The 25,730-nt window shown below is 74.7% G+C and carries 21 protein-coding genes and 1 pseudogene; 5 read left to right on the forward strand and 17 right to left on the reverse strand.

Going from position 1 to position 25,730, the window contains the following annotated elements:
* Positions 1–71: 71 nt before the first annotated feature.
* The 4 genes and pseudogenes from JE024_RS16525 to JE024_RS42295 form a co-directional block, all read right to left on the reverse strand.
* Positions 72–317, reverse strand: a complete 246-nt coding sequence (locus JE024_RS16525; protein ID WP_205374321.1) for a hypothetical protein — start codon at positions 315–317, stop codon at positions 72–74.
* A gap of 65 nt (positions 318–382) precedes the next feature.
* Entirely contained in the window at positions 383–2,683 is a 2,301-nt protein-coding gene (locus JE024_RS16530; protein WP_205374322.1) for a serine/threonine-protein kinase, read from the reverse strand.
* A 24-nt stretch (positions 2,684–2,707) separates the two neighbouring features.
* Positions 2,708–4,036, reverse strand: a complete 1,329-nt coding sequence (locus JE024_RS16535) for an outer membrane protein assembly factor BamB family protein (RefSeq protein WP_244882901.1) — start codon at positions 4,034–4,036, stop codon at positions 2,708–2,710.
* Positions 4,037–4,298: 262 nt separating this feature from the next.
* Positions 4,299–5,039: pseudogene (locus JE024_RS42295) on the reverse strand (serine/threonine-protein kinase); the annotation flags it as partial.
* A gap of 363 nt (positions 5,040–5,402) precedes the next feature.
* Here JE024_RS42295 and JE024_RS16545 point away from each other — a divergent pair.
* Entirely contained in the window at positions 5,403–7,628 is a 2,226-nt protein-coding gene (locus tag JE024_RS16545) for a serine/threonine-protein kinase (protein ID WP_205374324.1), read from the forward strand.
* Positions 7,629–7,910: 282 nt separating this feature from the next.
* Here the strand turns inward: JE024_RS16545 and JE024_RS16550 are convergent, their stop codons facing one another.
* A complete protein-coding gene (locus JE024_RS16550; RefSeq protein ID WP_205374325.1) occupies positions 7,911–9,194 on the reverse strand; it encodes an adenylosuccinate synthase in 1,284 nt (427 codons plus the stop codon).
* 153 nt (positions 9,195–9,347) lie between these two features.
* On the opposite strand from JE024_RS16550, the gene JE024_RS16555 reads away from it, so the two are divergent.
* Positions 9,348–10,145: a diacylglycerol kinase gene (locus JE024_RS16555; RefSeq protein WP_205374326.1), complete on the forward strand. Its 798-nt coding sequence runs from the start codon at positions 9,348–9,350 to the stop codon at positions 10,143–10,145.
* A gap of 34 nt (positions 10,146–10,179) precedes the next feature.
* Here JE024_RS16555 and JE024_RS16560 read toward each other — a convergent pair whose 3' ends face one another.
* Entirely contained in the window at positions 10,180–10,656 is a 477-nt protein-coding gene (locus JE024_RS16560) for a GbsR/MarR family transcriptional regulator (protein ID WP_205374327.1), read from the reverse strand.
* 113 nt (positions 10,657–10,769) lie between these two features.
* Between JE024_RS16560 and JE024_RS16565 the strand changes: the two genes are divergently transcribed.
* The 3 genes from JE024_RS16565 to JE024_RS16575 all read left to right on the forward strand — a co-directional run bounded on the left by JE024_RS16565 (position 10,770) and on the right by JE024_RS16575 (position 13,812).
* A complete protein-coding gene (locus JE024_RS16565) occupies positions 10,770–11,696 on the forward strand; it encodes an ABC transporter ATP-binding protein (RefSeq protein WP_205374328.1) in 927 nt (308 codons plus the stop codon).
* Positions 11,693–13,321, forward strand: coding sequence for an ABC transporter permease (locus JE024_RS16570; protein ID WP_205374329.1), 1,629 nt, complete (start codon positions 11,693–11,695; stop codon positions 13,319–13,321). The genes JE024_RS16565 and JE024_RS16570 overlap by 4 nt, the downstream gene beginning before the upstream one ends.
* A gap of 110 nt (positions 13,322–13,431) precedes the next feature.
* Positions 13,432–13,812 (forward strand): hypothetical protein, encoded by a 381-nt coding sequence (locus tag JE024_RS16575; protein WP_205374330.1) that lies wholly within the window; start codon positions 13,432–13,434, stop codon positions 13,810–13,812.
* Positions 13,813–13,817: 5 nt separating this feature from the next.
* Here the strand turns inward: JE024_RS16575 and JE024_RS16580 are convergent, their stop codons facing one another.
* The 11 genes from JE024_RS16580 to JE024_RS16630 form a co-directional block, all read right to left on the reverse strand.
* Entirely contained in the window at positions 13,818–15,032 is a 1,215-nt protein-coding gene (locus tag JE024_RS16580; protein ID WP_205374331.1) for a cytochrome P450, read from the reverse strand.
* A gap of 89 nt (positions 15,033–15,121) precedes the next feature.
* Complete coding sequence (locus tag JE024_RS16585; RefSeq protein WP_205374332.1) at positions 15,122–15,781, reverse strand: response regulator; 660 nt, start codon at positions 15,779–15,781, stop codon at positions 15,122–15,124.
* Entirely contained in the window at positions 15,778–17,082 is a 1,305-nt protein-coding gene (locus JE024_RS16590; RefSeq protein WP_205374333.1) for a sensor histidine kinase, read from the reverse strand. The genes JE024_RS16585 and JE024_RS16590 overlap by 4 nt, the downstream gene beginning before the upstream one ends.
* A gap of 268 nt (positions 17,083–17,350) precedes the next feature.
* Positions 17,351–18,193 (reverse strand): NAD(P)H-binding protein, encoded by an 843-nt coding sequence (locus JE024_RS16595; RefSeq protein WP_205374334.1) that lies wholly within the window; start codon positions 18,191–18,193, stop codon positions 17,351–17,353.
* A 65-nt stretch (positions 18,194–18,258) separates the two neighbouring features.
* Positions 18,259–19,128 (reverse strand): alpha/beta hydrolase family protein, encoded by an 870-nt coding sequence (locus JE024_RS16600; RefSeq protein WP_205374335.1) that lies wholly within the window; start codon positions 19,126–19,128, stop codon positions 18,259–18,261.
* Positions 19,129–19,430: 302 nt separating this feature from the next.
* On the reverse strand, positions 19,431–20,696 hold the full coding sequence (locus JE024_RS16605; protein ID WP_205374336.1) for an IS701 family transposase: 1,266 nt from the start codon (positions 20,694–20,696) through the stop codon (positions 19,431–19,433).
* A gap of 269 nt (positions 20,697–20,965) precedes the next feature.
* Positions 20,966–21,919, reverse strand: a complete 954-nt coding sequence (locus JE024_RS16610; RefSeq protein WP_205374337.1) for an IS481 family transposase — start codon at positions 21,917–21,919, stop codon at positions 20,966–20,968.
* Positions 21,920–22,040: 121 nt separating this feature from the next.
* Positions 22,041–23,276, reverse strand: a complete 1,236-nt coding sequence (gene kynU, locus JE024_RS16615; RefSeq protein ID WP_205374338.1) for a kynureninase — start codon at positions 23,274–23,276, stop codon at positions 22,041–22,043.
* Entirely contained in the window at positions 23,269–24,090 is an 822-nt protein-coding gene (kynA, locus tag JE024_RS16620; RefSeq protein WP_205374339.1) for a tryptophan 2,3-dioxygenase, read from the reverse strand. The genes kynU and kynA overlap by 8 nt, the downstream gene beginning before the upstream one ends.
* 86 nt (positions 24,091–24,176) lie before the next feature.
* Complete coding sequence (locus tag JE024_RS16625) at positions 24,177–25,124, reverse strand: DUF3152 domain-containing protein (RefSeq protein WP_244882906.1); 948 nt, start codon at positions 25,122–25,124, stop codon at positions 24,177–24,179.
* Positions 25,125–25,307: 183 nt separating this feature from the next.
* The gene (locus JE024_RS16630; RefSeq protein WP_205374340.1) at positions 25,308–25,721 is read right to left on the reverse strand and encodes a DUF3151 domain-containing protein; all 414 of its coding nucleotides are present in this window, start codon (positions 25,719–25,721) and stop codon (positions 25,308–25,310) included.
* Positions 25,722–25,730: the final 9 nt, after the last annotated feature.

Genomic DNA, 25,730 nt, shown 5'->3' on the forward strand with positions numbered 1-25,730 from the left:
AGGGGCCTCCGGCCGAGCGCGTCCCGCGACCGGACGGCCCCGGGCGAGGGCGTTCCGCCACCGGACGGGCCTCAGTCGAGCGCGTCCGCGACCGGACCCCATTCACCGGGGCCCGGGTCCGGCGCGTCGTCCGGGAGGGCCTCGGCCCGGGCGCGCTCGCGCTCGCGCCGCAGTCCGCGGAGCTCGAACAGCAGCCAGACCACGGCCACGACGGCGATCGCGCCGCCGCCGGTGTCGGCGAAGGCGGGCCAGGTCACGAAGGCCGCGACGGCCCCCGCCGCCGTCGTCGCGGCGAGAACGGTTCGTATGGTTCGCATGGTTCGCATGGTGTCCGGTGGGACCACCGGGACGGCCGAAGGGTTGTGCCCGGGGCCGGTTCGTCTCAGGGCAGGGCGACGGACACCGCGCGTTCCCCTTCGACGAGCATCAGCACGTCCCCGACGACGAGGCTCCGCGGCGGCGTGTACCGGTCCTCGGCCCAGATGTCGGCCGTCTCGCGGACGCCCCGGACGCCGCCGTCGTCGAGCGAGAGGGACACCACGCGGTCCGGCAGCAGCACGAGCGCCGCGTCGCCGACCAGCAGGACGTTCCCCGTCCCGACGTTGCTCGGCATCCCCTCGGGCGCCGCCCTGGTCCACAGCACCTCCCCCGTGGTGACGTCGACCGCCATCAGATCCGCTCCGGCGGTGTTCTCGGTCAGGGACACGGCGATGCCGTCACCGTTCACCGCGAGCGGGTAGCCGGGGACGGTGCGCACTTCCTTCAGCGTGCCGCGGGCGAGGATCCTGGTGCCGCCGCCGGGTGCGGAGCAGTAGAGGTCGCCGTTGGGCCCGACGGTGTCCGCGCACAGTTCGGACTCGGCGGCCACCCGCCCCGTCGCCGGGTCGAGCTGCCAGCTGTCGGCGCCCGCGCCCTGCACGTTGAGCACACCCCCGGCGAGCGTGAGGCTCGCCGGGTACGCGGAGTCCAGCGACTTCTCCCAGAGCATCGTGCCGTCGCTCTCCCGGTAGGCGCGGAACAGCATCTGCGCCGCGAATCCGACCCCGCCCCTGCCCTGGTAGCCGATGTAGACGACCCCCTGGGTCGCGACGGCCATCTCCGGCAGGAATCCGGCGGGCCCCGCCCAGCGGGCGACGGGCCTGCCGTCGTCGAGCCCGGCGACCAGCACGTCGGACCCTTCGGGCAGGTAGACCCGCTCGTCGCCCGAGACCGCGGGCACCATCGCGGGCTCCCCGGGGCGCAGCGCCAGCGGGTGCTTCCACATCAGGGTGCCGTCGGCGGTCCGGCGGGCCTCGACGCCCTCCGGGCCGCTGCAGACGAGGTGGCCGACGGTCGCCACGCAGCCGTGCAGCGGAGCGTCGGTGGTGACGTCCCACGGCTTCCAGCCGCCGGGTCTGCGCGATCCCGCCGTGCCGGGCTCGGGGTAGGCCAGCGTGTGCGCCCCGAAGCGGGTCGAAGCGGACACCGCCTCGACGCCGTCCGGTTCCGGCGCGGGGCTGCTGGGCGAGGGGGTCGGAGCGGCGGACGGCCCCCCGTCGTCCGTCCGGTCGGGGCCGAGCACGTTCAGCAGGACCGCCGTCAGGGGCCCCACGACCAGACCGGCGGCCACGGCGGCACCCACCCGGAACGCCCGGCTCCGGCGGCGGGGGGCCGCGGCGGCCGCCCCGGGTGCGTTCCCCGGCGGGGCGGCCGGGACGGGGGCCGGCGGCGGCGCGTTCTCCACGCACCGGCGGGTCGCGTCCTCGTGAGCGGCGATCAGGTCCGCGACCGCCGCGTTCCAGGGAAACGCCCCCGGCCGTCGCCCCAGCACGGCGCCGGGGCGCGGGGAGGCCGCCGCCTCGTCCAGCATCCGGAGGACCTCGTCGGTCGTCGGGCGGTCGGCGGGCGCCTGCGCCAGACAGGCGCGCACCACGGGCAGCAGTTCCCCGGGCACACCGTCGAGCCGGGCGTCGCCCTGCGCGATCCGGTGGAAGACGGCGACCAGTTCCCCGTCGTCGAACGGGCCCCGGCCGCTCGCGGCGTACGCGATCACGGCGCCGAGCGCGAAGACGTCCGAGGCCGTGCCGACGGCCTCGCCGCCGACCAGGTGCTCCGGTGACATGAAGCCGGGCGAACCGACGACCAGCCCCGTCGCGGTGAGGGCGGTGCCGTCGAAGGCGCGGGCGATCCCGAAGTCGATCACCTTCGGGCCGTCGGCGGCGAGCAGGACGTTCGCCGGTTTCAGGTCGCGGTGCAGGATCCGGGCGCCGTGGATCGCGCGCAGTGCCCGTGCGAGGTCGGCGCCGAGCGCCCGGACGGCCGCCACGGGCAGCGGGCCGGAGCGGGCGACCGCGTCGGCGAGCGAGGGTCCCGCGACGTACTCGGTGGCGAGCCACGGCGGATCGTCGTCGGGGGCGGCGCTGAGCAGTTCGGCCGTGTACGGGCTGCGCACCGACCGCGCCGCCTCGGCCTCGCGGCGGAAGCGCACCCGGAAGTCCGCGTCCGCCTCGACGTCGGCCCGGATGGTCTTCACGGCGGCGAGGACCACCCTGCCTCCCGGCACGGCGCCCGGGCCCGGCTCCGGCACCGGGCCGAGGTCGAGCCGCGCGAGATGCACCTCGCCCATGCCGCCCGCCCCGAGCCGGCCGACGGTGACGTACGGGCCGAGCCGGCGGACCGACGCCCCGTCCAGCTGCTCGATCATCGCTTCCCCTCCTCCTGGTTCCGGTCAGCGGCCGGGCAGCGCGGTCGAGGCCACCGTGCCGTCGCCGTAGGCGAGGAGCACCGTGCCGCCGACGGACAGCAGCTCCGGTCCCCGGCCGGAACCGCTGCCGCCGGCCCCGGGGGCGCCCCGTACGGGGGACTTCGCCACCTCGCCGCCCTGGGGCCGCGTGTACAGCGAGGTGTCGTCGGCGAAGACGACGGTCGTGCCCACGAGGACGGGCACCGAGAGCGGCACCGGGCGCCCGCCGGGGCCGGCCACGTCGTACTCCAGCGGTTCGTCCGCTCCGCCGCCGATCTCCCGCACCTGTCCGCTTCCCGTGGGGAGGACCAGCGCCCGCCCCACGTAGACCGCGCCGATCACGGCCCTGCGGGGGTCCGCCCCGGCCGGGAGGCGCATCGTGTCCTCGCGGAAGAGGCCCGACAGGTCCTCGGCCGCCCGCATGTGGAGCCCGGCGCCGTCGGGGTCGGGGCAGAAGATCTGGCCGGCGGCGAGCCGCAGGTCGGGGCACTGCCGGGTCTCGGTGCTCTGCTCGCCGAAGCCGTCCACGTCGAAGGACTCCGCGAGGTGCCGCAGCGATCCCGTGTCGGTGTCCCAGGACTCCAGGCCCCGCTCGGTGTTGGCGTACAGCAGTCCCGCCGCGTGGCCGTGCGCCCCGTACCGCAGGGCCCCGCTCCCGGCCGCCGCCCCGGGCCCGGCGACCTGCCTGGTCCAGTCACGGGCGCCGTCCGCGATCCGGTGGGCGCCGACGTGCAGGCCGTCCGGGCCGGCGCGGCCGGCGAACACCCGTCCCTCGACGCCGATCAGCCGGCCGGCCGCCCGGCCGCCGAGCGGCACGTCCCACACGATCCGTCCGTCCGCCACGGCCCGGCCGCGCAGCCTGCCCTCCTCGGCGCTCACCACGAGGGCGCCGGCGACCAGCGGGACGGTGGTCCCGGCCGGCCGCGTACCGGCCGGCTCCCCGGACGTGTCCGGCCGTTCGGTGCGCCAGAGCGCCTTTCCGTCGCCGGAGCGGAGCGCCTGCACGCTGCCGTCGGCCAGCCGGCAGACCACCAGGGCGGGGTCGGCGGCGCATCCCGCCGGGGCGTCCGGCAGCCGGGCGGACCACGGTTTCCAGTTCCGCGGCCGCTCGGTGGCGGCGAGGGCGAAGACGCGGCTGCGGTCGCTGCCGCCCAGCGCGTCCACGGAGGACACCGCCGGCGCGCGGGTGCCGGCCGGGGTGGCGCCCGCCTGTCCGCCCTCCCCGCCGCCGGAGCCGCTCCCGGAACCACCGCCGGAACCGCCGCCGTCGAAGAGGTACGCCCGGGCCCCGGCCACGGCGGACACCACGAGCACGACCGCCACCGCCGCCCGGGCCGCCCGGCGGCGCCCCGGCCGGGAGCCCCGCGGGGCGCGGCGGCCGCCCCGGCGCGGTGGGCGGGTGCGCGGTCACCGGTCCCTGTGCGGCGAGCAGCGCGTCGGCCTCGGCCCGGCGGGCGTCGACCGCCCGGCGGACGCCGTCGGGCCAGTAGGCGTCGTCGTCTCCGGCGGCGTCCGCCAGGCGCCGTTCCAGTTCCGCCGTGTCGGGGCGGGCGGACGCGTCCCGGTGGAGACAGCCGTCCAGCAGCCGCAGCAGCCCGGGCGGCACATCGGCCGCGTCGGTCTCGGCGACGGCGATCCGGTACAGGACGACGGGCAGCGGGCCGTCCCCGAAGAGGGTGCGCCCGGTCGCGGCCCAGCAGAGCACCGCGGCGAGGCAGAAGACGTCGGACGCCGCCACCACCCGGCGGCTGCCCGCCACGTGCTCGGGCGACATGAACCCGGGCGAGCCGATGACCACGCCCGTGTCCGTCATGGTGCTGGCGCCGAAGTCGCGGGCGATCCCGAAGTCGATGACCTTGGGGCCCTCGGCGGTGAGCAGCACGTTGGCGGGCTTGAGGTCCCGGTGGAGCACCTGCGCGTGGTGGATCGAGCGCAGCGCCCGCACCAGGTCGAGCCCGAGCCGGCGCACCGTGGCCTCGGGCAGCGGCCCTGCCTCGCGCACCACCTGTTCGAGCGTCGGTCCGGGGACGTACTCGGTGGCGAGCCACGGACTCTCGGCGTCCGGGTCGCCGTCGAGCAGCCGCGCCGTGTACCGGCCGCCCACCAGGCGTCCGGTGCCGATCTCCCGGCGGAAGCGGTCGCGGAAGCCGGGCTGCCGTGCCACGTCCCGGCGGACGGTCTTGACGGCGACGAGGGTGCGGTCCGGCGGACGCCGTTCGTCCGCGGCGAGATGGACCTCGCCCATGCCCCCGGATCCGAGGCGTGCGAGGACGCGGTAGGGACCGACGAAACGGGGCGCTTCCGGACGCGGTGGCATCAGCACGCCGGTCTCCCCCCGGGTGGCGTGATCACCCGTATGACAGCACAGGAGACCGTCCGCCACAAGGGCGGCACGAGCGCACCGGATGCGCCGAACTGCCGTACGGCACAACCGACCTGACGCTCCGTCGGCCGATCGGCCGGCCCCGCAGGACACCCCCGGGCGGTCCAGCCCCCCGGGGCCGCCGCCGCGCCGAAGTCCGGCCGGGCGCGCGCGCCCGTCCCCGCCCGGCGCGGTCACCGCCCGGCACGGCCCCGCCGCCGCGGCCCCGCCGGAGTGCGCAGGTCACGAGCCGGATACAGAAGTTCCCGATACGGCGACAGCCGCCACCTCGCGCCGGTGCTGTGCGAGGATCGGCGCGTGGATGAGCTGACACATGACGATCCGTCACATATCGGCCCCTACCGGCTCCTTGCCCGACTCGGTGCGGGCGGCATGGGTGAGGTCTACCTGGCCCGCTCGGCCGGTGGCCGCACCGTCGCCGTGAAACTCGTCCGCTCCGAGCTGGCGTCGGAGCCCGAGTTCCGCAGGCGGTTCGCCCAGGAGATCGCCTCCGCGCGGCGCGTCGGCGGGGAATGGACCGCGCCCGTGCTGGACGCGGACACGGAGGCCGCCGCGCCGTGGGTCGCCACCGGGTACGTGCCGGGGCCCTCGCTGCACGCGGTGATCGCGGGCCGCCCGGAGCCGCTGCCCGAGCGCTCGGTGCTCATCCTCGCCAACCGCCTCGCCCGGGCGCTCGTCGCCGTCCACGGGGCGGGGCTGATCCACCGCGACCTCAAGCCCGCGAACATCCTGGTGACCATCGACGGCCCGCGGGTCATCGACTTCGGCATCGCCCGCGCGCTGGACGCGGTGACGGCCGACGGCAAGCTGACCCGCACCGGCGCGGTGATCGGGTCCCCCGGCTACATGTCGCCCGAGCAGGTGCGCGGCGAGCCGCTCACCCCGGCGAGCGACGTCTTCTCGCTGGGCTCGGTGCTGGCCTTCGCCGCCACCCGGCGCCAGCCGTTCGGCTCGCCGGACAGCGGTATGCACGCGGTGATGTACCGGATCGCGCAGGAGCCGCCGGAGCTGTCCGGCCTCCCGGACGCGCTCGCCGAACTCGTGGGCGCCTGCCTGGCGAAGGAGCCCGCCGACCGGCCGTCGCCCGCCGAGCTGATCGAGCGGACCGCCGCCGTCGCGGCGGAGGCCGACACCGAGCCGTGGCTGCCGTCCGGGCTGATCGCGGAACTGGGCCGCCAGGCGGCCCTGCTGCTGGACAGCGAGGCTCCCGGCACCCGGGTCGCGATGCCCGCGCCCCCGGTGGCTCCGCCGCTGCCCACGACCGTGCCCCGCACCCCGGCACCGCCGCCGCCCGGGTCGACGCCGCCCCCGCCGGTCTCACCGCCCGCGCAGGCGCCCACGACCCCGCCGGTGCCCGCGAAGGCGCCGCCGGTCCCCGAGGCGGAGCCCACCCCGCCGCCGGCGTCCGCGCCGGAGCCGTCCCCGGCTTCCGACGCGCGGCCGCCGCACACCCCGGCGCCGGACCCCGCGCCGTCGTCGGCACCCGACCCGGCCCAGCACCCGGCCCCCGCGCCGCACCCGACTCCGGTCGCGGCCCCGCTGGGGGTCTTCGGCGATCCCCTGCCGACGACACCGTCGCCCGCCCCCGCACCGGCACGCCGCAAGCGCCTGGGGCTGGTCGTCGGCTCGGTCGCCCTCGCCGTCGCCCTGCTCGGCGGAGGCATCACCTACGCCGCCATGACCTTGGGCGACGACAAGAAGGACGACAAGAACTCCAGCGCCGGCGGGGCGAAGAAGACCGACGAGCCCGTGGGCGGGGGCGGCGGCGAGGACCCGACCGCCGACCCGACCGGGGCCGAGATCACCGATCCGCCCGGCCCCGCGCCCTCGGCCTCCATCGGCGGCTCGATCGCCGACGAGTACCTGGGCACCTGGCAGGGCGAGGGCAAGGACTCCGACGGCAATGTCGTCGCGCTCCGGCGGATCACCATCTCCCAGGGCATCGAGGGCGAGGACGTCGCCACGACGTTCAACTCCTTCGAGTCCCAGCTGTGCACGGGCGCCGCGAAGCTGGTCTCGTTCGGCAGCCTGATGGTCCTGGACTCCCGCTCGGTCAGCTCCATCCCGGAGGACGGGTGCAGCGACGGCGGCGAGCAGACCCTGCGGCTGCGCGACGACGGCTCGCTGACCTGGACCAGCGGCGACGGCGACGAGACGGCGATCCTCAAGCGCACCGAGCCGTCCGACACCCCGATCCCCGCCGAGTTCCTCGGCACCTGGAAGCGCCAGGGCATGGAGAGCGGCACCTCCATGACCCTCGTCCTGGAGCAGGGGGCGTACGGCGAGGTGGTCGCCAGGTGGACGGGTGACGGCCCGGCCTACCACTGCGAGTGGGAGAGCACCCTCGCGGACGCCAACAGCACCTCGGTGCGCCTCGGGCCGTCGATCGTCACGGTCGCCGAGCCGGAGGACCAGTGCGAGAAGGGCGTCACGGAGACGATCCGGCTCAAGAGCACCGACGAGGCCGTCATCGCCCAGGTCGGCAACGACGACCCGCCCGCCGCCTTCCGCCGCGAGGGCTGACCCGCCCGGGCCCGCGGCGGTCCCGGGAGAGCTGACCCGCCCCGGGCCCGCGGCGGTCCCGGGAGAGCTGACCCGCCCCGGGCCCGCGGCGGTCCCGGCGGGCGGCGGTCCGCCCGAGGCGCCCGAGGCGTACGGGGCGTACGGGGCCCTCCCGGCCGTGCTGCGGTCCGCCCGGGCGTGCGACCGCTGTCCGCCCGCCCCGGCCCCGGGGCCCATGCGAACGGGGCGCCCCGTCGTCGGACGGAGCGCCCCGCGGTGTGCCGCCGGCGGCGGCGGACGCGCCTACAGGAACGAGTTGATCTCGATCGTCTCGGTCCGGCCCGGGCCGACGCCGATCGCGGAGATCGGCGCGCCGGACATCTCCTCCAGCGCCTTCACGTAGGCCTGCGCGTTCTTCGGCAGGTCGGCGAAGGTCTTGGCCTTGGTGATGTCCTCCGACCAGCCCGGCAGCGTCTCGTAGATCGGCTTCGCGTGGTGGAAGTCGGTCTGCGAGTAGGGCAGTTCCTCGACGCGCTTGCCGTCGATCTCGTACGCGACGCAGACCGGGATCTGCTCCCAGCCGGTGAGCACGTCCAGCTTGGTGAGGAAGAAGTCGGTCAGACCGTTGACCCGGGTCGCGTAGCGGGCGATGACCGCGTCGAACCAGCCGCAGCGGCGGTCACGGCCGGTGGTCACACCGCGCTCGCCGCCGATCCGGCGCAGCGCCTCGCCGTCCTCGTCGAACAGCTCGGTCGGGAACGGGCCGGCGCCGACACGGGTCGTGTACGCCTTGAGGATGCCGATGACGCGGCTGATCTTCGTCGGGCCCACGCCCGCGCCCGTGCAGGCGCCGCCGGCGGTCGGGTTGCTGGACGTCACGAAGGGGTACGTGCCGTGGTCGACGTCGAGGAGCGTGCCCTGGCCGCCCTCGAAGAGGACGACCTTGCCCGCGTCGATGGCGTCGTTGAGGATCAGCGTGGTGTCCGCGACGTACGGCCGCAGGGCGTCCGCGAACTGGAGCATCTCCTCGACGATCTTCCCCGGCTCGATCGCGCGCCGGTTGAAGACCTTGGCGAGGAGCTGGTTCTTGGACTCCAGCGCCGCCTCGACCTTCTGCTCCAGGATCGACTCGTCGTAGAGGTCCTGGACGCGGATGCCGGTGCGGTTGATCTTGTCGGCGTAGGTCGGGCCGATGCCACGGCCGGTGGTGCCGATCTTGCGCTTCCCGAGGAACCGTTCCGTCACCTTGTCGACGGTGACGTTGTACGGGGTGATCAGATGCGCGTTTCCGCTGATCAGCAGCTTGGACGTGTCGACTCCGCGGTCGTTCAGCCCGCTCAGCTCGGAGAGCAGGACCGCGGGGTCCACGACAACGCCGTTGCCGATGACCGGAGTACATCCGGGCGAGAGGATTCCGGAAGGGAGGAGATGCAGCGCATACTTCTGGTCACCGACGACCACCGTGTGGCCCGCGTTGTTGCCACCCTGATAGCGCACCACATAGTCCACGGATCCACCGAGGAGGTCGGTGGCCTTTCCCTTGCCCTCGTCACCCCACTGAGCACCGAGCAGCACAAGTGCGGGCACAGGCGTACACCCCTTCCGGGCGGGGCAAGACGAAGGTCAGGGGGCCTGAGCCGTGCCTGAGTCTTCGGACCGGTTGCCCCGGAATAGACGAAGCCCCTGGCGCAATAGCGCAAGGGGCTCTTGCACAAAGATGCTACCCGAGGAAGGACCGAGGTGTCGGATCACGACCAGCTGCTGGTGGTCATCGACCCGGTCGCCCGCCGAATGGACGGCGAATCCGTGCGTATCGCGAAGGATGTGCTGTGCGGCGGGTCGGAGGCGAAAATCTGTCTCCCCGACGGTCCGGAAGAATTTGCCCGGGCGCTGGCCCGCAGGGGGTCGAGGCGGCCCGTGGTGGTCGGCGACGACCGGGCGCTGCTGCGTGCGGTGGCCCTGCTGCACCGCGACCGCTGGCTCGGCGACGGGGCCCTGTCGCTGGTCCCGGTGGGCACCTCGGTGCAGCTCGCCCACTCCCTCGGCGTGCCCGCGGGCGCCGTCGCGGCGGCCCGCGCCGTGCTCGACGGGGCGGTGCGGCGGCTCGACCTGCTCGTCGACGAGTCCGACGGCGTCGTCCTGGGCGGCCTGACGATCCCCGCGCTGCGCTCGGCCGCCCGCGCCGAGGCGTCGGTCTGGCACGCCGCCCGCTCCCTCGTCCGCACCCTGGTCGGCCCCGCCCCGCCCGCCCCCGCGCCCCGGCACCACCGGCTGCGCGTGGAGGCGGACGGCGTGGTGCTCGCGGACCTGGACGATCCGGTGGAGGCCGTGTCGGTGCGCGCGGGCCCGGACGGCCGGGCGGAGGTCGTCGTGCGGCGCCGGGCCGTCCCGGCACCGCTCCGGGCCGACGCGCTGTCCGTCACCGTCTCGGGCCCGGACTTCCGCTACCGCGCCGACACCCATGTCACCGGCCCGGTCCGCACCCGTACCTGGACCGTCCGCCCCGGCGCCTGGGGGCTGACCCTGCCGGCGGCCTGAGCGCGCCGGGCGGCGGGCCGCCGCCCGCGGGATCTCAGCCGTCGGCGCGGGCGGCCTTGTGGGCGCGCCAGCGGTCCATCATGGCCAGCAGCTCCCGCTGGACGAACTCGAAGAACTCCGCCGTCTCCGCCATGCGGGTGCCCGCCGGGGTCCCCGGGCCGAGCACGTCGGCGCCGTCGCGCAGCACCTTCTCCCAGCGGGTGAGGATCTGGTCGCGGTTGGCGAAGGCCTCGTACCAGAGCTCGTTGTGGAGGACGTAGCGGTCACGGCGGGACCCGGGCTCGCGTTCGCGCCCGACCATGTTGACCTGGGAGAGGTAGCGGACGGCGCCGGAGACGGCCGCCGGGCTGATCCGCAACTGCCCGGCCAGCTCCTGCGAGGTCATCGATCCGCTCTCCGAGGCCAGCAGCGCCGCGAAGACCCGGGCGGCCATCCGCTGCATGCCCGCCTCGGTCAGCTCGGAAGCGAAGCGCTCCACGAAGCGCGAGATGGCCTCCTCGTTGCCGCTCATGGCCTCATCGTCTCCTCGTGTGCCCGTCCCGCCCGCCGACGCCACGATCCTATACGCCCTTCATACGCTTCCTTAACTTCACAATTTTGTGAAACACGCGTACGTTCAGAATCATGACGAAGGCAATCACCGTCTCCGGCCTCCACAAGTCGTTCGGCCGGACCCGCGCACTGGACGGCCTCGACCTGGCCGTCGAGACCGGCGAGGTCCACGGATTCCTCGGGCCCAACGGCGCCGGCAAGTCGACCACCATCCGCGTCCTGCTCGGCCTGCTGCGCGCCGACTCCGGCGCCGCCCAGCTGCTCGGCAAGGACCCCTGGCACGACGCCGTCGCCCTGCACCGGCGCGTCGCCTACGTCCCCGGCGACGTCACCCTGTGGCGCAACCTCTCCGGCGGCGAGGTCATCGACCTCTGCGGACGGCTCCGCGGCGGCCTCGACCCGGGGCGCCGGGCGGAACTGACCGAGCGGTTCGAGCTCGACCCCACCAAGAAGGGCCGCACCTACTCCAAGGGCAACCGCCAGAAGGTCGCCCTCGTCGCCGCCTTCGCGTCCGACGTCGACGTGCTGATCCTCGACGAGCCGACCTCCGGGCTCGACCCGCTGATGGAGGAGGTCTTCCAGCAGTGCGTGCGCGAGGAGCGCGACCGGGGACGGACCGTGCTGCTGTCCTCGCACATCCTCAGCGAGGTCGAGTCCCTCTGCGACCGGGTCAGCATCATCCGGGGCGGCCGGACGGTCGAGACCGGTTCGCTGGCCGAACTGCGCCACCTCACCCGCACCAGCATCGTCGCCGAGCTCGACGCGCCGCCCGACGGGCTCGCGGGCATGCCGGGGGTGCACGCGCTGGACGTGCGGGGGCGGCGGGTCGGCCTCCAGGTCGACACCGACCGCCTCGACCCGGTGCTCCGCAGCCTCACCGCCTCCGGCGTGCGGTCCCTGACCTGCACACCGCCCACCCTGGAGGAGCTGTTCCTGCGCCACTACGCGCCCCAGGAGCCGGCGACGCGGCAATCGCCCGGGGAAGAGGCGCGGCGATGAGCGCCACCACCGCCACGGCGGCCGGGCCCGCCGCCCGCCGCGCCGCGGGCTACGGACGACTGGCCGGCACGGGAGCCCTGCTGCGCCTCGCGCTGCGCCGGGACCGCGTCGTGCTGCCGCTGTGGATCCTGGTCACCGCACTGCTCGTGGTCAGCGGCGCCGGCACGCTGGAGGGCCTGTACGCCACCCCGGCCGAACGTGCCGCGGCCGCCGCGTCGATGAACGCCGACAGCTCCATGCGCTCCCTCGTCGGACCGGTCTTCGGCGACTCCGTCGGCGCCCTCGTCGCCTGGCGCTTCGGGGTCTTCGCGGCCGTCCTCGCCGCCGTGATGAGCCTGGTCACCGTCGTGCGGCACACCCGCGAGGAGGAGGAGACCGGCCGTCAGGAGCTGCTGTCGGCGGCCGTCGTGGGACGCCGCGCGCCGCTGACGGCCGCCCTGCTCACCGCGCTGACCGCCAATCTGCTCGTCGCCGCCGCCGTCACCGCCGGCCTGGCCGGCCGGGGGGCCGCGGGGGCGCTGGCCCTCGGGCTCGCCATCGGCGGCACCGGCATGGTCTTCGGCGCTCTGGCGGCCGTCGTCGCGCAGATCACCGAGAGCGCGCGGCTCGCCAAGGGCGCCACGGCGGGCCTCCTCGGGCTCGCCTTCGCGCTGCGCGCGGCGGGCGACTCCCAGAGGTCCGCCGGCGTCCCGCTCCCGACCCGGCTCTCCCCCCTCGGCTGGGCCGAGCACGTCCGCCCCTACGCCCCCGAGGGGGAGCGCTGGTGGCTGCTGCCGGTCCTCGCCCTGGCCGCCGCGGCCGGAGCGGCCACCGCGTACGCGCTGGCCTCGCGGCGGGACGTCGGCATGAGCTTCCTGCCGGCCTCGCCCGGCCCCGCCGAGGGCCGGATCGCCACCGCCGCCGGCCTCGCCCGGCGGCTCCAGCGCGGCGCGTTCGCCGGCTGGGCGGCGGCCTTCCTCGCCGCCGGGGCCGTCTTCGGCGGCATGGCCGACGGAGCGGCCGGTCTGGTGGGCGACAACGCGCAGGCGCGCGGGATCTTCGAGCGGATGGGCGGGAGCGCCGGTCTCACCGAGGCGTTCCTGGCCACCATGGCGGGCCTGTTCGGCATGATCGGCGCGCTGTACACGGTCGCCTCCGTGATGCGGCTGCACGGCGAGGAGACCTCGGGGCGCGCCGAGCCGGTCCTGGCGTCGTCGGTCGGCCGGATCCGCTGGGCGGCCGGCCATCTGGTGATCGCCTTCGGCGGCTCGGCGGTGCTCATGCTGCTCGCCGGAACGGGCCTGTGGCTGGGCCACGGCAGGGACCTCGGCCCGCTGCCGGCCGCCGCGCTGGTGCAGCTCCCGGCGATGTGGACGCTGGGCGGGCTCGCGGTCCTGCTCCACGGGGCGCTGCCCCGGGCTGCGGTGGCGGCGTGGGGCGCCACCGGGGCGGCGGTGGCGGTCGGCTGGATCGGTCCCGCTTTCGACGTCCCCCGCCCGGTGCTCGGCCTCTCGCCCTTCGGCCACCTGCCCAAGCTGCCGGGCGGTGCGATGACGTGGCCCCCGGTCGCGGTGCTGCTCCTCGTGTCGGCGTCCCTGACGACCGCCGGCCTCGTGGCCCTCCGCCGCCGCGACGTCCTGACCTGAGCCACCGGGGGGCCTGCCGCGGGCCGCCCCCGGCGCACCGGGCCGGGGACGGGTCCCTGGCGCAACCGCCCCCGGCAGGCCCCGGGAACCGGGGCGCGGCGCCGGGCGTCATGATCACCGTGGACCGTACCTCCCGCACCGGCTGCCTCGGCCTCGCGCTCGCCGCGCTCGGTGCCTGCGTCGCCGTGCTGAGCTGGGCCCCGCTCGCCCGTGTCAGCGTCCACGGCGGCTTCGAGCAGCAGCACCGGGACCTGAGCGTGCTCTGGATCGACCTGCCGCTCGTCGCCCTCGGCGGGGCCCTGGTGCCGCTCGCCGTGTGGCTGCTGGTGGTCCGCACGACCGGGCGGGCCGTGCCCGCGCTGCTGGCCGCCGTGGCGGCCGGCGCCCTCGGCGTATGGGGGCTGACGAGCTGGTGGGAGCCGTACGATCGGCCCGAGTTCCCCTACGTGGACACCGGGCTCGCCCGCACGGGCCAGGGCCCCGGGGCCTGAGCCGGTCACACCTCGACGAGCAGCTCCTTCAGCCCCCGGATCACGAAGCCGGGCTTCCACTCCGGCTCGCGGACGAGCCGCAGCCCCGGCGCCCTGCGCAGCAGCTCCCCGAAGGACGCCGCGAGTTCCAGGCGGGCGAGGGGCGCGCCCAGGCAGTAGTGGATGCCCGCGCCGAAGCTGATGTGCGGGTTGTCGGGGCGGGCCAGGTCCAGCTCGTCGGGGTTCTCGAAGCGGGCCCCGTCGCGGTTGGCGGAGCCGAAGAGCAGCGCGAGCTCGCTGCCGCGCGGCACGAGGGTGCCGTCGATCTCGATGTCGTCGAGGACCCAGCGCTCGAAGAGCTGGAGCGGGGTGTCGAAGCGCATCAGCTCCTCCAGGGCCGTCGGCAGCAGCGCCGGGTCCGCGCGGAGGGCCGCGAGCTGCCGCGGGTGGTGGAAGAGCGTCCGCCATCCGTTGGCGGTGGTGTTCACGGTCGCCTCGTGGCCGGCGTTCAGCAGCAGCACACAGGTGGAGATCATCTCCTGCTCGCTGAGCCGGTCCTCCTCCTCGTGGGCGAGGATCAGCGCCGAGACCAGGTCCTCCCCGGGCGCACCGCGCCGCTCGGCGATCAGCTCCCGCAGATAGGCGCTGAACTCCAGCGACGCCCGCACGGCACGGCGCGCGGTCTCCTCGGAGGGGTGGAGCTCGTACATCCCGCAGATGTCGGCAGACCAGGGCCGCAGCAGCGGCCGGTCGGCCTCCGGCACGCCGAGCATCTCCGCGATCACGGCCACCGGCAGCGGCTCGGCGACGGCCGCGACGAGATCCCCGCCGCCGGCCGCCACCAGGTCCCCGACCAGTTCCGCCGCCAGTTTCCGCACCACCGGCTCCAGCCGCTGCACGGTCCGCGGGGTGAACGCCTTGGTCACCAGGCGGCGGATCCGGGTGTGGTCGGGGGCCTCCAGATCGAGCAGCCCGTGGTCGTTCAGCGTGTGGAAGGGCTCGTGCGCCGCGGGCGGCGGTGTCCGCCCGAACTCCTCGTGGCCGAAGCGGTGCAGATACGTGCGCCCCAGCCGGCGGTCCCGCAGCAGCGCCGACACGTCCGCGTGGCCGGGCACCAGGTACTGCCGGGTCGGCTCGTACCGGTGCACCCGGCCCAGCGCCCGCAGCTCGGCGAAGGCCGGGTACGGGTCGGCGGCGAAGTCCGGGTCGTCGGGCCGGAAGAGACGGAGGGCTGCGTCCATGGAGGGACGCTAACCCCGCCCGCGAACGGGACGCCATCCCCGCCCCCGGCGACGGCGCCCTCCCGCCCGGGACGAGCACGCCCCGCCGCCTACGACGGGGTGACCAGCCGCGCCTCGTACGCGAAGACCGCCGCCTGGGTGCGGTCGCGCAGCCCGAGCTTCACCAGGACCCGGCTCACATGCGTCTTGATCGTGGACTCGGCGACCACGAGATGGGAGGCGATCTCCGCGTTCGACAGTCCCTGCGCGATCAGCACCAGGACCTCCGTCTCGCGTTCGGTCAGGTCCCCGACCTGGGTCATCGCGGCGGGCCGCGGCGCCTCGGCGAGCTTGGAGAACTCGGTGATCAGCCGGCGGGTGACCGTCGGCGCCAGCAGCGCCTCGCCGGCCGCGACGACCCGCACGCCCTCGGCGAGCTGCCGTGCCGAGGCGTCCTTCAGCAGGAAGCCCGAGGCCCCGGCGCGCAGCGCCTGGTAGACGTACTCGTCCAGGTCGAAGGTGGTGAGCACCAGCACCTTCGCGCCGGTGCCGGCGGCGACGATCTCGCGGGTGGCGTCGATGCCGTTCAGCTCCGGCATGCGGATGTCCATCAGGACGACGTCGGGCGCCAGCTCGGCGACCCGGGAGACGGCCTCGCGGCCGTTCACCGCCTCGCCGACCACCTCGATGTCGGGCATCGCGTTCAGCAGCACCGAGAAGCCCTCGCGGACCATGGCCTGGTCGTCGACGATGAGGACGCGGATCGTCATGAGGTCTCCTCGGTGACGGAGGCCGGGGCGACGGGGATGAAGGCGGTCACCTCGTACCCTCCCTCGGCGGTCGGCTCGGCGGTCATCACACCGTTCAGCATGGTCACCCGCTCGCGCATGCCGGTGATGCCGTGGCCGGCGCCGGGCGACGGCTTCACCGTCCCACGGGGCGCGGTGTTGACGACGCGCAGGCCGATGCCGCCGAGCACGTAGGAGACCTCGACCCGCGCCGTCGAGCCGGGCGCGTGGCGCAGCGCGTTGCTCAGCGCCTCCTGGATGATCCGGTAGGCCGACAGCTCCACGCCCTGGGGTAGCTCGCGCACCGCGCCGGTGACGGCCTTCTCGGTGTCCAGCCCGGCGTCGCGGACGTTGGCGAGCAGGTTGTCGAGGTCGGTGAGCATCGGCTGGGGGGCGTCCGGCGCCTGGTAGTCCTCGGCCCGCACGACGCCGAGGATGCGGCGCAGCTCGGTCAGCGCCGCGACCGCGTTCTCGCGGATGGTGGCGAAGGCCTTCTCCAGCTCCTCCGGCGGGTTCTCGACCCGGTAGGGCGCCGCCTCGGCCTGGATCGCGACGACCGACATGTGGTGGGCCACGACGTCGTGCAGCTCGCGGGCGATGGTGGTGCGCTCCTCCAGCAGCGTGCGGCGTCCGCGCTCGGTCTCGGTCACCGTCTGCTGGGCCTCGACCTCCTGCCGGGCGTCCCTGCGGATGAGGATCATGCCGACGATCAGCAGGGCGACGGCGGACAGGAAGAGCATCGCGGGCGCGTTGGTGCCGTAGCCGCGGCTGAGGAAGGTGCTCACGAACATCGAGTACACGGCGGTCAGCGCCCACATCCAGGCCGCGGTGCGGGGCCGGGTGCGCAGCGCGACCACGGTCATCACCGTCAGATGGGCCAGGAAGCCGCCCGGCGACCAGGGCCACTCGCCCCAGGCCCCGCTCAGCACGGCCACGAAGGGCGTGCTGAGGAGCGAGAACCAGAACGCGCCGACGGGCCTGATCAGGGTCATCGCGACGGTGCCGGCGGGCACGAGGCCGAGGAGCAGCGCGTCGAAGTCGCCGCCGTCCGAGGCGGACGCGAGGAACAGCGAGCAGAAGGCGAGGAACAGCACCGTGGCGTGCGGCAGCCACACCGCACGCCGGCGTATCCGCTCGCCGGGCAGCCTGCGCACCAGCGTGCTGTCGGCGGCGAGCGGCGGCAGCGGGCGGTACGCGAACGCGTCGTGGAACAGGTCCTGGCGGAGGCCGCTGAGCGCGCCCTGGGCCAGGCGGTACTCGGGGCTGCGAGTCTTCTCGGTCACGTATCGAAGGTAAGCGGCCCCGCGGGCGGGGTCGTCACCTTCGCTGCGGATCCTTGGGCATCCGCCTTGAGTACTACCAGGTGGGGCGGGGGGTGGGGCCGGGCCGCCGCGGCTCCCCGGTGGCCGGGTCCCGCGGCGGCCCGCGACGGGCAGCGGGGCACGCGCTGGGCAGGTGCCCCGCTGCCGGGCCGCGACCGCCCCGAACCCGCGCCCGGGCGCGCGCGGCCCGCCGTGCCGGAGGCCGGCACCCGCCCGCGCCCCCGCCGCGCTACGCGCGGAACGCGTCCGCGTGCTCGCGCGCCCAGGCGTCGAAGCTCCGCGCCGGGCGGCCGGTGACCTTCTCCACGGTGCCGGAGACGGTGCGGCCGACCAGCGGGGTGTTCTTGTACACGTCCAGCAGGAACGCGATCGTGGCCTCGTCGGCCCCCGCCGCCGTCCACTCCTCCAGTGCCTCGGCCTCGCTCAGCTCCACCAGCCGGATGTCCCGGCCCCGGGCGTCGGCGAGCACCCGGACCCGCTCCCGCAGCGTCAGCACCTGCGGCCCGGTGATGACGTACGCCTGCCCCTCGTGACCGTCCTCGGTGAGCGCCACCGCCGCGACCGCGCCGATGTCCCCCTCGTGGACGAGAGCGCTCAGCCGGCCGGCGAACGGTGCCCGTACCTCGTCGGCGGTGCGGACGCCGTCCGCCCACTCGTGGGTGTTGCCCATGAACTCGACGGGCATCAGCACCGTCCAGGGGATGTCGCCGGCCCGGACCGCGTCCTCCATGGGCGTGGCCCCGCCGCCGTTGAGCACGGTCACCCGGCGCACCCCGGCGGCCCGGGCCAGCGCGAGGACCCGGGGGCCGGTCTCCAGCGGGGAGAAGGCGGCGCCGCCGAAGGTGATCAGGTGGAGTCCGGCGACGCCGTCCAGCGCGGACTCCAGGGTCTCCGGTTCGGTGAGGTCGCCGCCGACGACCTCGACACCGTCCGGGAATCGGGCCGTCGCCGGGTCGCGGGTCAGCGCGCGGACCGTGTGTCCGCGGTCGAGGAGTTCGGCCACCACCTGGCGGCCGACGGTGCCGGTCGCTCCGGTGACGAGGACGGTGGAGGGGTGTTCGCTCTGTGTCATGGGGCCCACCGTAGGAAGGCTTGCGGTCAGTTCGTGTCCGCGATCCGGTGGGCGCCGCGCCTTTCCTACCAGGCCAGTTGGGCGATCTCCTCGGCGACGACGGCGCAGGCGTCGGCGGCCGGGTCGATCAGCGGGAAGTGGCCGACCTCCTCCAGCAGCGTCAGCCCGACGGTCTCGCCGGCCCGGGCCGCGGCGTCGACGAAGGCCTCGCCGACCGCCTGCGGCACGACGGTGTCGCACCGTCCCTGCACGACGACGGTGGCGATCCCGGTCGGCAGCAGGGCGGCCGGATCGGTGTGCGCGGCCCGCTCCTCGTACGCGTCGGCGGGGCCCAGCAGCTGGCCGACCGCGCCGCCGCACACGTCGAGCCCGACGGCGGTGCCGAAGTCCGCGATCGGGGCGAGGGCGACGACGCCGCGCAGCGCGGGGGCCGCCGGCAGCCGCCACGGGGAGCCGGCGGGCAGCACATGGCGGGCCGCCGCCCACAGGGCGAGCTGCCCGCCGGCGGAGTGGCCGGTGACGACCGTCCGGCGGGGGTCCGCCTGCGGGAGGGCCTTCGCCGCCAGCTCGGGCAGGGCGTCCATCACCGTCGCGACGTCGTCGAAGGTGTCGGGCCACCGCCCGGCGACCGGGCCGGTCCCGCGCTGCTGCGGGATCTCCCGGCCGCGCCGGTACTCGACGCAGGCGACGGCGAGGCCCCGGCGGGCGAGGAAGTCGGCGAACGGGGTGACGTGCCGCCGGTCGTAGGGCGCCCGCCAGGCGCCCCCGTGCAGCAGCACGACGAGCGGCGCGCTGGCCCGGCCGCCGTGGGGTGCGTAGAAGTCGACGACCTGATCGGGGTGGTCGCCGTACGGCAGCGTGGCGTCCGGTTCGACGGCAGGGTGCGAGAACGCCGACTCTTCCTCGGCGGCGTCTCGGGCGACGGGGTCCGGCATGTGGTGCTCCAACAGTCCCGCGGGATGCGCGAATTCGACCATGAACAGCAGCCGGACGTTATCAGCCCCGGGCCCGGCCGCCGCACAGCGCGGCGGCGGGATCCGGCGCGCCCCGGGGGCGCGCCGGAAGCGGCTCGTCCGGCCCGGGCGGGTGGCTGCCCCGCCCGGGCCGGACGCCCGCGGATGCCTAGTAGGGCTTGGTCATGTTGGTGCAGGGTCCGGTATGTCGCGGTGACAGGTGGGGCAGGCGCCGGTCCAGGTCGCGAGGAGTATCTGCAGCTCGCGGACGACTCGGTAGAGGCTCAGGCCGGCGCCGTCTCTTTTGGGGATCGGCTCAGTCGCTGGAGGGTGCAGAAGGCGTGGGCTACTGAGACAAGGGTGACGTGGTGGTGCCAGCCTGGCCAGGTCCGGCCTTCGAAGTGGGCCAGGCCGAGGGCTTGTTTCATCTCGCGGTAGTCGTTCTCGATGCGCCAGCGGAGTTTCGCCGTGCGCACGAGGACGGGCAGCGGGGTGGTCTCGGGCAAGTTGGAGAGCCAGAACTGCACGGGCTCGTCCTGGTCGGCGGGCCATTCGGCCAGCAGCCAGCGGACCGGAAGCTCGGCGGTGGTCGCGGCCTTGCGGATCTCACGTCCGGCGGGCCGGATCCGCAGGGCCACGAAGCGCGAGTACATGCGCTTGAATCCGCTGCGGCCACTGCCCGGCCGTGATCCTTCCCTCCACTGCACCGGCCGTGCAGAGGATTTGCCGGCCGCGATGACCAGGTCTTTCACTCGCTGTGCCGACTCGGGGTATGCAGGGACCGGCCGCCGGCCCCTGCCGAGGTAGGCCGGGGTCGTAGGCTGTGCGTCCTCGGGGTGTGCGGTGGTTGTGGTCGAGATGCCCACCACGTAGTCGAGTCCGCGTGTCTCAAGGCCGAGCCGGAAGGCGGCGGTGTCCCCGTAGCCGCCGTCGGCGATGACCTGGGGCACTTCGATGCCCCAGGATCGAGTCTCATCGATCATGTCGAGGGCCAGCTGCCACTTCTCGACATGGCCCACCTGGGCAGGGATGGCGCACTTGTTACGGCGGGCGACCTTGGCCGGATCGGCTGTCGGTGAGGCGGGATCCCAGCTCCCTGGCAGGAACAGACGCCAGTTCACCGCCGCGGAGGCGCTGTTGGAAGCCAGGTGGAGCGAGACACCGGCCTGGCAGTTGGTGACCTTGCCCGCAGTGCCGGTGTACTGCCGGGTCACGCACGCCGACGCGTCCCCGTCCTTGAGGAATCCGGTGTCATCGATGACCAGCGCGATGGGCTTGATGACCGGCTGTATGCGCCAGGCCAGCCGGGCCCGCACATGCGCCGCATCCCATGGGCTGGAGGTCACGAAGTGGGCCAGGGCCTGCCGGTTACCTTCCTCGCCAAGGCGGGCGGCCATCGGCTCCACCGACTTGCGGCCGCCGTCCAGCAGCAGCCCCCGCAGATAGACGCCGCCCCACCGGCGCTGATCCGCCCGCGCGAACGGCTCGAACATCTCCGCCGCGAAGTCCTCCAGATCACACCGAACCGCGGCCAACTCCTCGCTCAGCACATCCAGTCAACGACACGGCCGATCAAGAAGACACGCCATGGCAAATCGCACATGACCAAGCACTACTAGGCCTTGTCTGACAAATGGCGCCGTCCGCCCGCAGGGCGGGGCGCGCGGCGTCCGGTGCGTGCAATCGCAAGGCGGAGGATCATCCTCGTACTGGGCGTACTCGGATGACTCCGACAACGCGGCATGGGGGTACCTCCCAGCGGTAGCTGGGGGAGTGCGTGCCGGGCGTCGCGCGCCAGGCGGGATTTGTCAGACACGGCCTAGGTGTATTGCCCTGTGAGGTTGGGGACGCGGCTGGCGGGTGGGTTGCCTGCGAGTGCGGTGTGTCCGCGGTGGTGATTGTAGAAGTGCAGCCAGTCCGGGAACGCGTCGCGTCGTGCCTGCTCTGACCGGTAGGGGCGGGCGTAGGCCCACTCGTCCAGCAGGGTGCGGTTGAAGCGTTCGACTTTGCCGTTGGTCTGGGGTCGGTAGGGCCGGGTTCGCTTGTGGGTGATCCCGGCCGCCGCGAGTGCGTCGCGCCAGTCACGGGAGCGATAGCAGGAGCCGTTGTCCGTCAGGACACGTTCGACGGTGATCCCTGCACCGGCGAAGAACTTCTCGGCTCGTGTCCAGAAGGCGGTCGCGGTCTCTTTGCGCTCGTCGGGGTGGATCTCGCTGTAGGCGAGGCGGGAGTGGTCGTCGACGGCGGTGTGGAGGTAGCTGTAGCCGGCGTTCTTGCGGGTTCTGCGGCCGGCCTGGCGGCCGAGGACCTTGTGGCCGCCGCCGTCGGGGATGTTGCCGAGCTTCTTGATGTCCACGTGGACGAGTTCGCCGGGCCGTTCGCGTTCGTAGCGGCGTATGACGCGGCCGGTGGCGCGGTCCAGATGAGTCAGCCGGGCCAGCCCGAACCGGGTCAGGACCCGGTGCACGGTCGAGGGCACGAGGTCCAGCAGGTGGGCGATGCGGGCCGGTCCCCAGCGGCGAAGGAGGCGGACTTTGATGATCCGGCGTTCGGTGCGGGTCGGTGTCCGGCGCGGGCTGTGGCGGGGGCGGGACGAACGGTCGGTCATGCCGGCGTCGCCGAGCGTCCGGTAGCGCTCGGCCCACCGCTGGGCGGTGGTCGGTGAGACCTGGAAGCGTTCCGCGGCCCGGCGAAGAGGCCAGCCGTCCTCGACCACGCAGCGGGCCAGGCGAAGGCGTCCGGTCTCGGTCAGGGGTGCATTACGGTGGGGCACGAGGGCCTTTCTGGTCGGTGCAGACGTCGCAATCCACACCGAACCCGGAAGGCCCTCACCCGTTCAACCCGCCTCAGCCGAGACCTGCATCACCCGTCCACAACCTCCCTGGACAGAACACCTAGGGCCGCTCGGCCGCCACCTCGGCCGGCATCTCGGCCCGTACCTCCGACAGCACCTCGCCCAGCACGCGTGCCGCCCGCTCCGCGTCCGCGAACCCGACGTACAGCGGGGTGAAGCCGAAGCGCAGCACGTCGGGGCGGCGCAGATCGCCGATGACGCCCCGGGCGATGAGCTCGTCCATCACCCGCGGCGCGTCCGCGCAGCTCAGGGCGACCTGGCTGCCGCGTTCCGCGTGGGCTGCCGGGGTCAGCGAGGTGACCGCGCCCGCGGGGACGTACGCCGCGACGCACTCCAGGAAGAAGTCCGTCAGGGCCAGGCTCTTCGCGCGGACGGTGTCGACCGAGACGCCGTCCCACACGTCGAGCGCCGCCTCCAGGGCCAGCATCGACAGGATGTCGGGCGTGCCCACCCGGCCGCGGACCGCGCCGTCGGCCGCCGCGTACCCGGGGGTCATGGCGAACGGGTCCCGGTGCGAGGTCCAGCCGGGCAGCGGGGTGTCGAACGCGGCCTGGTGACGGTGTGCCACGTACAGGTAGGCGGGCGCGCCCGGGCCGCCGTTGAGGTACTTGTACGTGCAGCCGACCGCGAGGTCCACGCCGTGGGCGTCGAGGCCGACGGGCAGGGCGCCCGCGCTGTGGCAGAGGTCCCAGACGGCGAGCGCGCCCGCCTCGTGGACGGCGGCCGTGAGCGACGGGAGGTCGTGCAGCCGCCCGGAGCGGTAGTCGACGTGGTTGAGCAGGACCGCGGCGGTCGCCGGGCCGAGGGCGCCGGCCAGCTCTCCGGGGGCCACCGGCACGATCCGGCGGCCCGTCATCCGGGCCGCCGACTCGGCGATGTAGCCGTCCGTGGGGAACGTCGTGGCGTCCACCAGCACATCGGTGCGCGCCGGGTCCGCGGTCAGCCGCACCGCGCCGACGACCGCCTTGAAGACGTTGACGCTGGTGGAGTCGCCGACCACGATCTGGCCGGGTGCCGCGCCGACCAGCGGCGCGATGCGGTCGCCGATGCGCTCCGGCGCCGTCCACCAGTCGCCCTCGGTCCAGGAGCGGATCCGCAGCTGCCCCCACTGGCGCCTGACCACGTCCGCGATCCGGTCGGGCACGTGCGCGGGCAGCGCGCCCAGCGAGTTGCCGTCGAGGTAGACGGCGTCGTCCAGCGCGAAGAGCCCTCGCGCACCGGCCAGTTCGTCTGCGGCGTCCAGCGCCGCGGCCTTGGCGGCCAGGGACTCAGACATGGCTGCGCGCCGTCCACAGCTCGGGGAAGACGTTCTTGCGGGCGCGCTTCTCCAGCCAGGAGACACCCGCGGAGCCACCGGTGCCGACCTTGGAGCCCATCGCCCGCCGGGTCGCGACCAGATGGTCGTTGCGCCATCGCCAGACGAGTTCGCCGACGTCGGTCAGCGCCTCGGCGAGCCGCATCAGCTCGGTGTCCTGCTCCTCGGCCCCGTAGAGCTCGGCCCAGGCCCGCTCGACCTGCTCCGACGGCTCGTACTTCTGGGACAGGTCCCGCTCCAGCACCTCGGCCGGTACGGCGTACCCGCGGCGGGCGAGCAGCCGCAGCACCTCGTCGTAGAGGCTCGGCTCGTGGAGCGCCTTCTCCAGCTCCGCGTGCACCCGGGGGGCGCCGCGGTGGGGCACCAGCATGGACGCCGACTTCTCACCGAGCAGGAACTCCATGCGCCGGTACATCGCCGACTGGAAGCCGCTGCCCTCGCCGAGGGCGCTGCGGTAGGAGTTGAACTGGGCGGGGGTGAGGTTGGCGAGCGGCCGCCAGGAGGCGTTGAGCGCCTCCAGCTCGCGCGCGGACCGCTTGAGCGCGTCCATCGCGACCGGGATGTCGTCCTGGCGCAGCGCGTGCGCGGCGGTCTCCCACTCGTGCACGACGACGGTGAACCACAGCTCCATCACCTGGGTGGTGACGAGGAAGACCATCTCGCCGGGGTCGTCCGACAGGGGGTGCTGCAAATGGGTGAGCACGTCCGCCTGGACGTAGTCCTCGTAAGGAGTGGTGCCCGCGAAATCCAGATTCGGGGCGGCGTCATGTGACATCGCTGTCTCCTCGACGGTCCGGGTAGCGGTCCGCCCCTTCCTGATGCGGGTGGGCCCCGGTCCCCACCCGCATCATAGGACCATGTTCACGCCGGCGGCCCCGTGAGATACGTCCCGTCCTCCGCGTAGGGCCAGGCGTTGGAGCGGCAGCCGTCGAGGCCCTTGATCTGCTGCATCATGACCGGCGCGGGCCTGCCGGGGCCCGGGCAGCCCAGGTGCCGGCGGATGCCGATCTCGTGGCCGACCTCGTGGTTGATGATCAGGTGCCGGTACTCGGCGGGGGTGCCGGCGAACGTGGGCGAGCCCAGCAGCCAGCGGCGCAGATTGACCACGACGCCGTCCGTGGTCTCGCAGTTCAGCTCGCCCCCGGTGTCGAGTCCCTGGGCGCGGCAGAGCCGGTCCGCGGTGTCCGGAGTCGCGATCCGGACGGTGAAGTCGGCGCCCGAGGCGACGAGCTGGAACCGGCCGCGGCCGTTCGCCGCCCAGCCGCGCGGGTGGGCGAGGATCTCCTGGATCTCGGCGGCGGCCCCGCTCGCGGAGACGTCGATGCCGTTCTCCACCTCGACCCGGTAGCGGCGCAGCGTGCCGGTGCCGGACGGCTGCCCCGCGGCGTCGGCGGCCGTGAACGTGCCGGGCCCCGACACCGGGACCCGCGGCGGCACAGCGGTCCTGGGGGACGCCTTCGGCGTCGGCTTCACGGAGGGCTTCGGGGGCGGGGGGACGGCGGCCCGGGGCGACGGGGAGCGGGTGGGCGACGGCCCGGCGGCGGGCTCGCCGGGCGGGGCCCAGGGCGCGGACGCCGTCTCGCGGGGCGGGCCGGCCGCGGCGGCGCCGGGAGCGGTGGAGTGCCAGTGGGCGAGGGCCGCGCCGCCCGCGGTGGAGAGGACGCCGGCGAGGACCGCCGTCATGAGGAACCGGGCCGGCGTGCGCCGCCGTCCGCGGCGGGCGGCCCCGGGGCCGGTTCCGGCCCGGCGGCGGCCGTCGTCGCGGGTCCCGCACCCTCGGTGTGCGGACGCGGCGGCGCGCTTGCCCACGACAGATCTCTCCCCCCGGACACCGGTGTCCGGGCGGGCCGGGCGGGGGCCGGTGCCGGCGCGGCACAGGACACCGCGCAGACCGGCTGAACACAGGTATGTCGACTGTCTGTGCGATCGTACCCGGCCGCGGGCCCGCACCCGCCGGGGTGCGGGCCCGCGGCGGACGCCGGGGTGCCCCGGTCAGCCCAGGGTGTCCGCCGCCGTCTCGGACGAGTCGCGCAGGAACTGCGCGCAGCGCTCGTACTCGCCCTGCTCCCCGATGGCCTGCGCGGCCCGGGCGAGGGCGTGCAGGGCGCGCAGGAAGCCGCGGTTGGGCTCGTGCTCCCACGGCACCGGGCCGTGGCCCTTCCAGCCGCTGCGGCGCAGCGCGTCCAGACCGCGGTGGTAGCCGGTACGGGCGTACGCGTAGGACTCGACGACGCTGCCGCGCTCGAAGGCGTCGTCGGCGAGCCGGGCCCAGGCCAGGGAGCTGGTCGGGTACTTCGCCGCCACATCGGCGGGCGCGGTGCCGCCCGCGAGCAGCTCGCGCGGCTCGGGCTCGTCGGGCAGGTGGGTCGGGGGCGGTCCCCCGAGCAGGTTTTCGTGGATGGACATGGCCCCAGT

The sequence above is a fragment of the Streptomyces zhihengii genome (assembly GCF_016919245.1).
In the GTDB taxonomy this organism is placed as follows: domain Bacteria; phylum Actinomycetota; class Actinomycetes; order Streptomycetales; family Streptomycetaceae; genus Streptomyces; species Streptomyces zhihengii.

Bases quoted from the DNA above. Each gene is read 5' to 3' on its own strand.
- JE024_RS16525 (WP_205374321.1), bottom strand. From the start codon at position 317: ATGCGAACCATACGAACCGTTCTCGCCGCGACGACGGCGGCGGGGGCC.
- JE024_RS16530 (WP_205374322.1), bottom strand. From the start codon at position 2,683: ATGATCGAGCAGCTGGACGGGGCGTCGGTCCGCCGGCTCGGCCCGTAC.
- JE024_RS16560 (WP_205374327.1), bottom strand. From the start codon at position 10,656: ATGAGCGGCAACGAGGAGGCCATCTCGCGCTTCGTGGAGCGCTTCGCT.
- JE024_RS16565 (WP_205374328.1), top strand. From the start codon at position 10,770: ATGACGAAGGCAATCACCGTCTCCGGCCTCCACAAGTCGTTCGGCCGG.
- JE024_RS16570 (WP_205374329.1), top strand. From the start codon at position 11,693: ATGAGCGCCACCACCGCCACGGCGGCCGGGCCCGCCGCCCGCCGCGCC.
- JE024_RS16575 (WP_205374330.1), top strand. From the start codon at position 13,432: ATGATCACCGTGGACCGTACCTCCCGCACCGGCTGCCTCGGCCTCGCG.
- JE024_RS16580 (WP_205374331.1), bottom strand. From the start codon at position 15,032: ATGGACGCAGCCCTCCGTCTCTTCCGGCCCGACGACCCGGACTTCGCC.
- JE024_RS16585 (WP_205374332.1), bottom strand. From the start codon at position 15,781: ATGACGATCCGCGTCCTCATCGTCGACGACCAGGCCATGGTCCGCGAG.
- JE024_RS16595 (WP_205374334.1), bottom strand. From the start codon at position 18,193: ATGACACAGAGCGAACACCCCTCCACCGTCCTCGTCACCGGAGCGACC.
- JE024_RS16600 (WP_205374335.1), bottom strand. From the start codon at position 19,128: ATGCCGGACCCCGTCGCCCGAGACGCCGCCGAGGAAGAGTCGGCGTTC.
- kynU (WP_205374338.1), bottom strand. From the start codon at position 23,276: ATGTCTGAGTCCCTGGCCGCCAAGGCCGCGGCGCTGGACGCCGCAGAC.
- kynA (WP_205374339.1), bottom strand. From the start codon at position 24,090: ATGTCACATGACGCCGCCCCGAATCTGGATTTCGCGGGCACCACTCCT.
- JE024_RS16630 (WP_205374340.1), bottom strand. From the start codon at position 25,721: ATGTCCATCCACGAAAACCTGCTCGGGGGACCGCCCCCGACCCACCTG.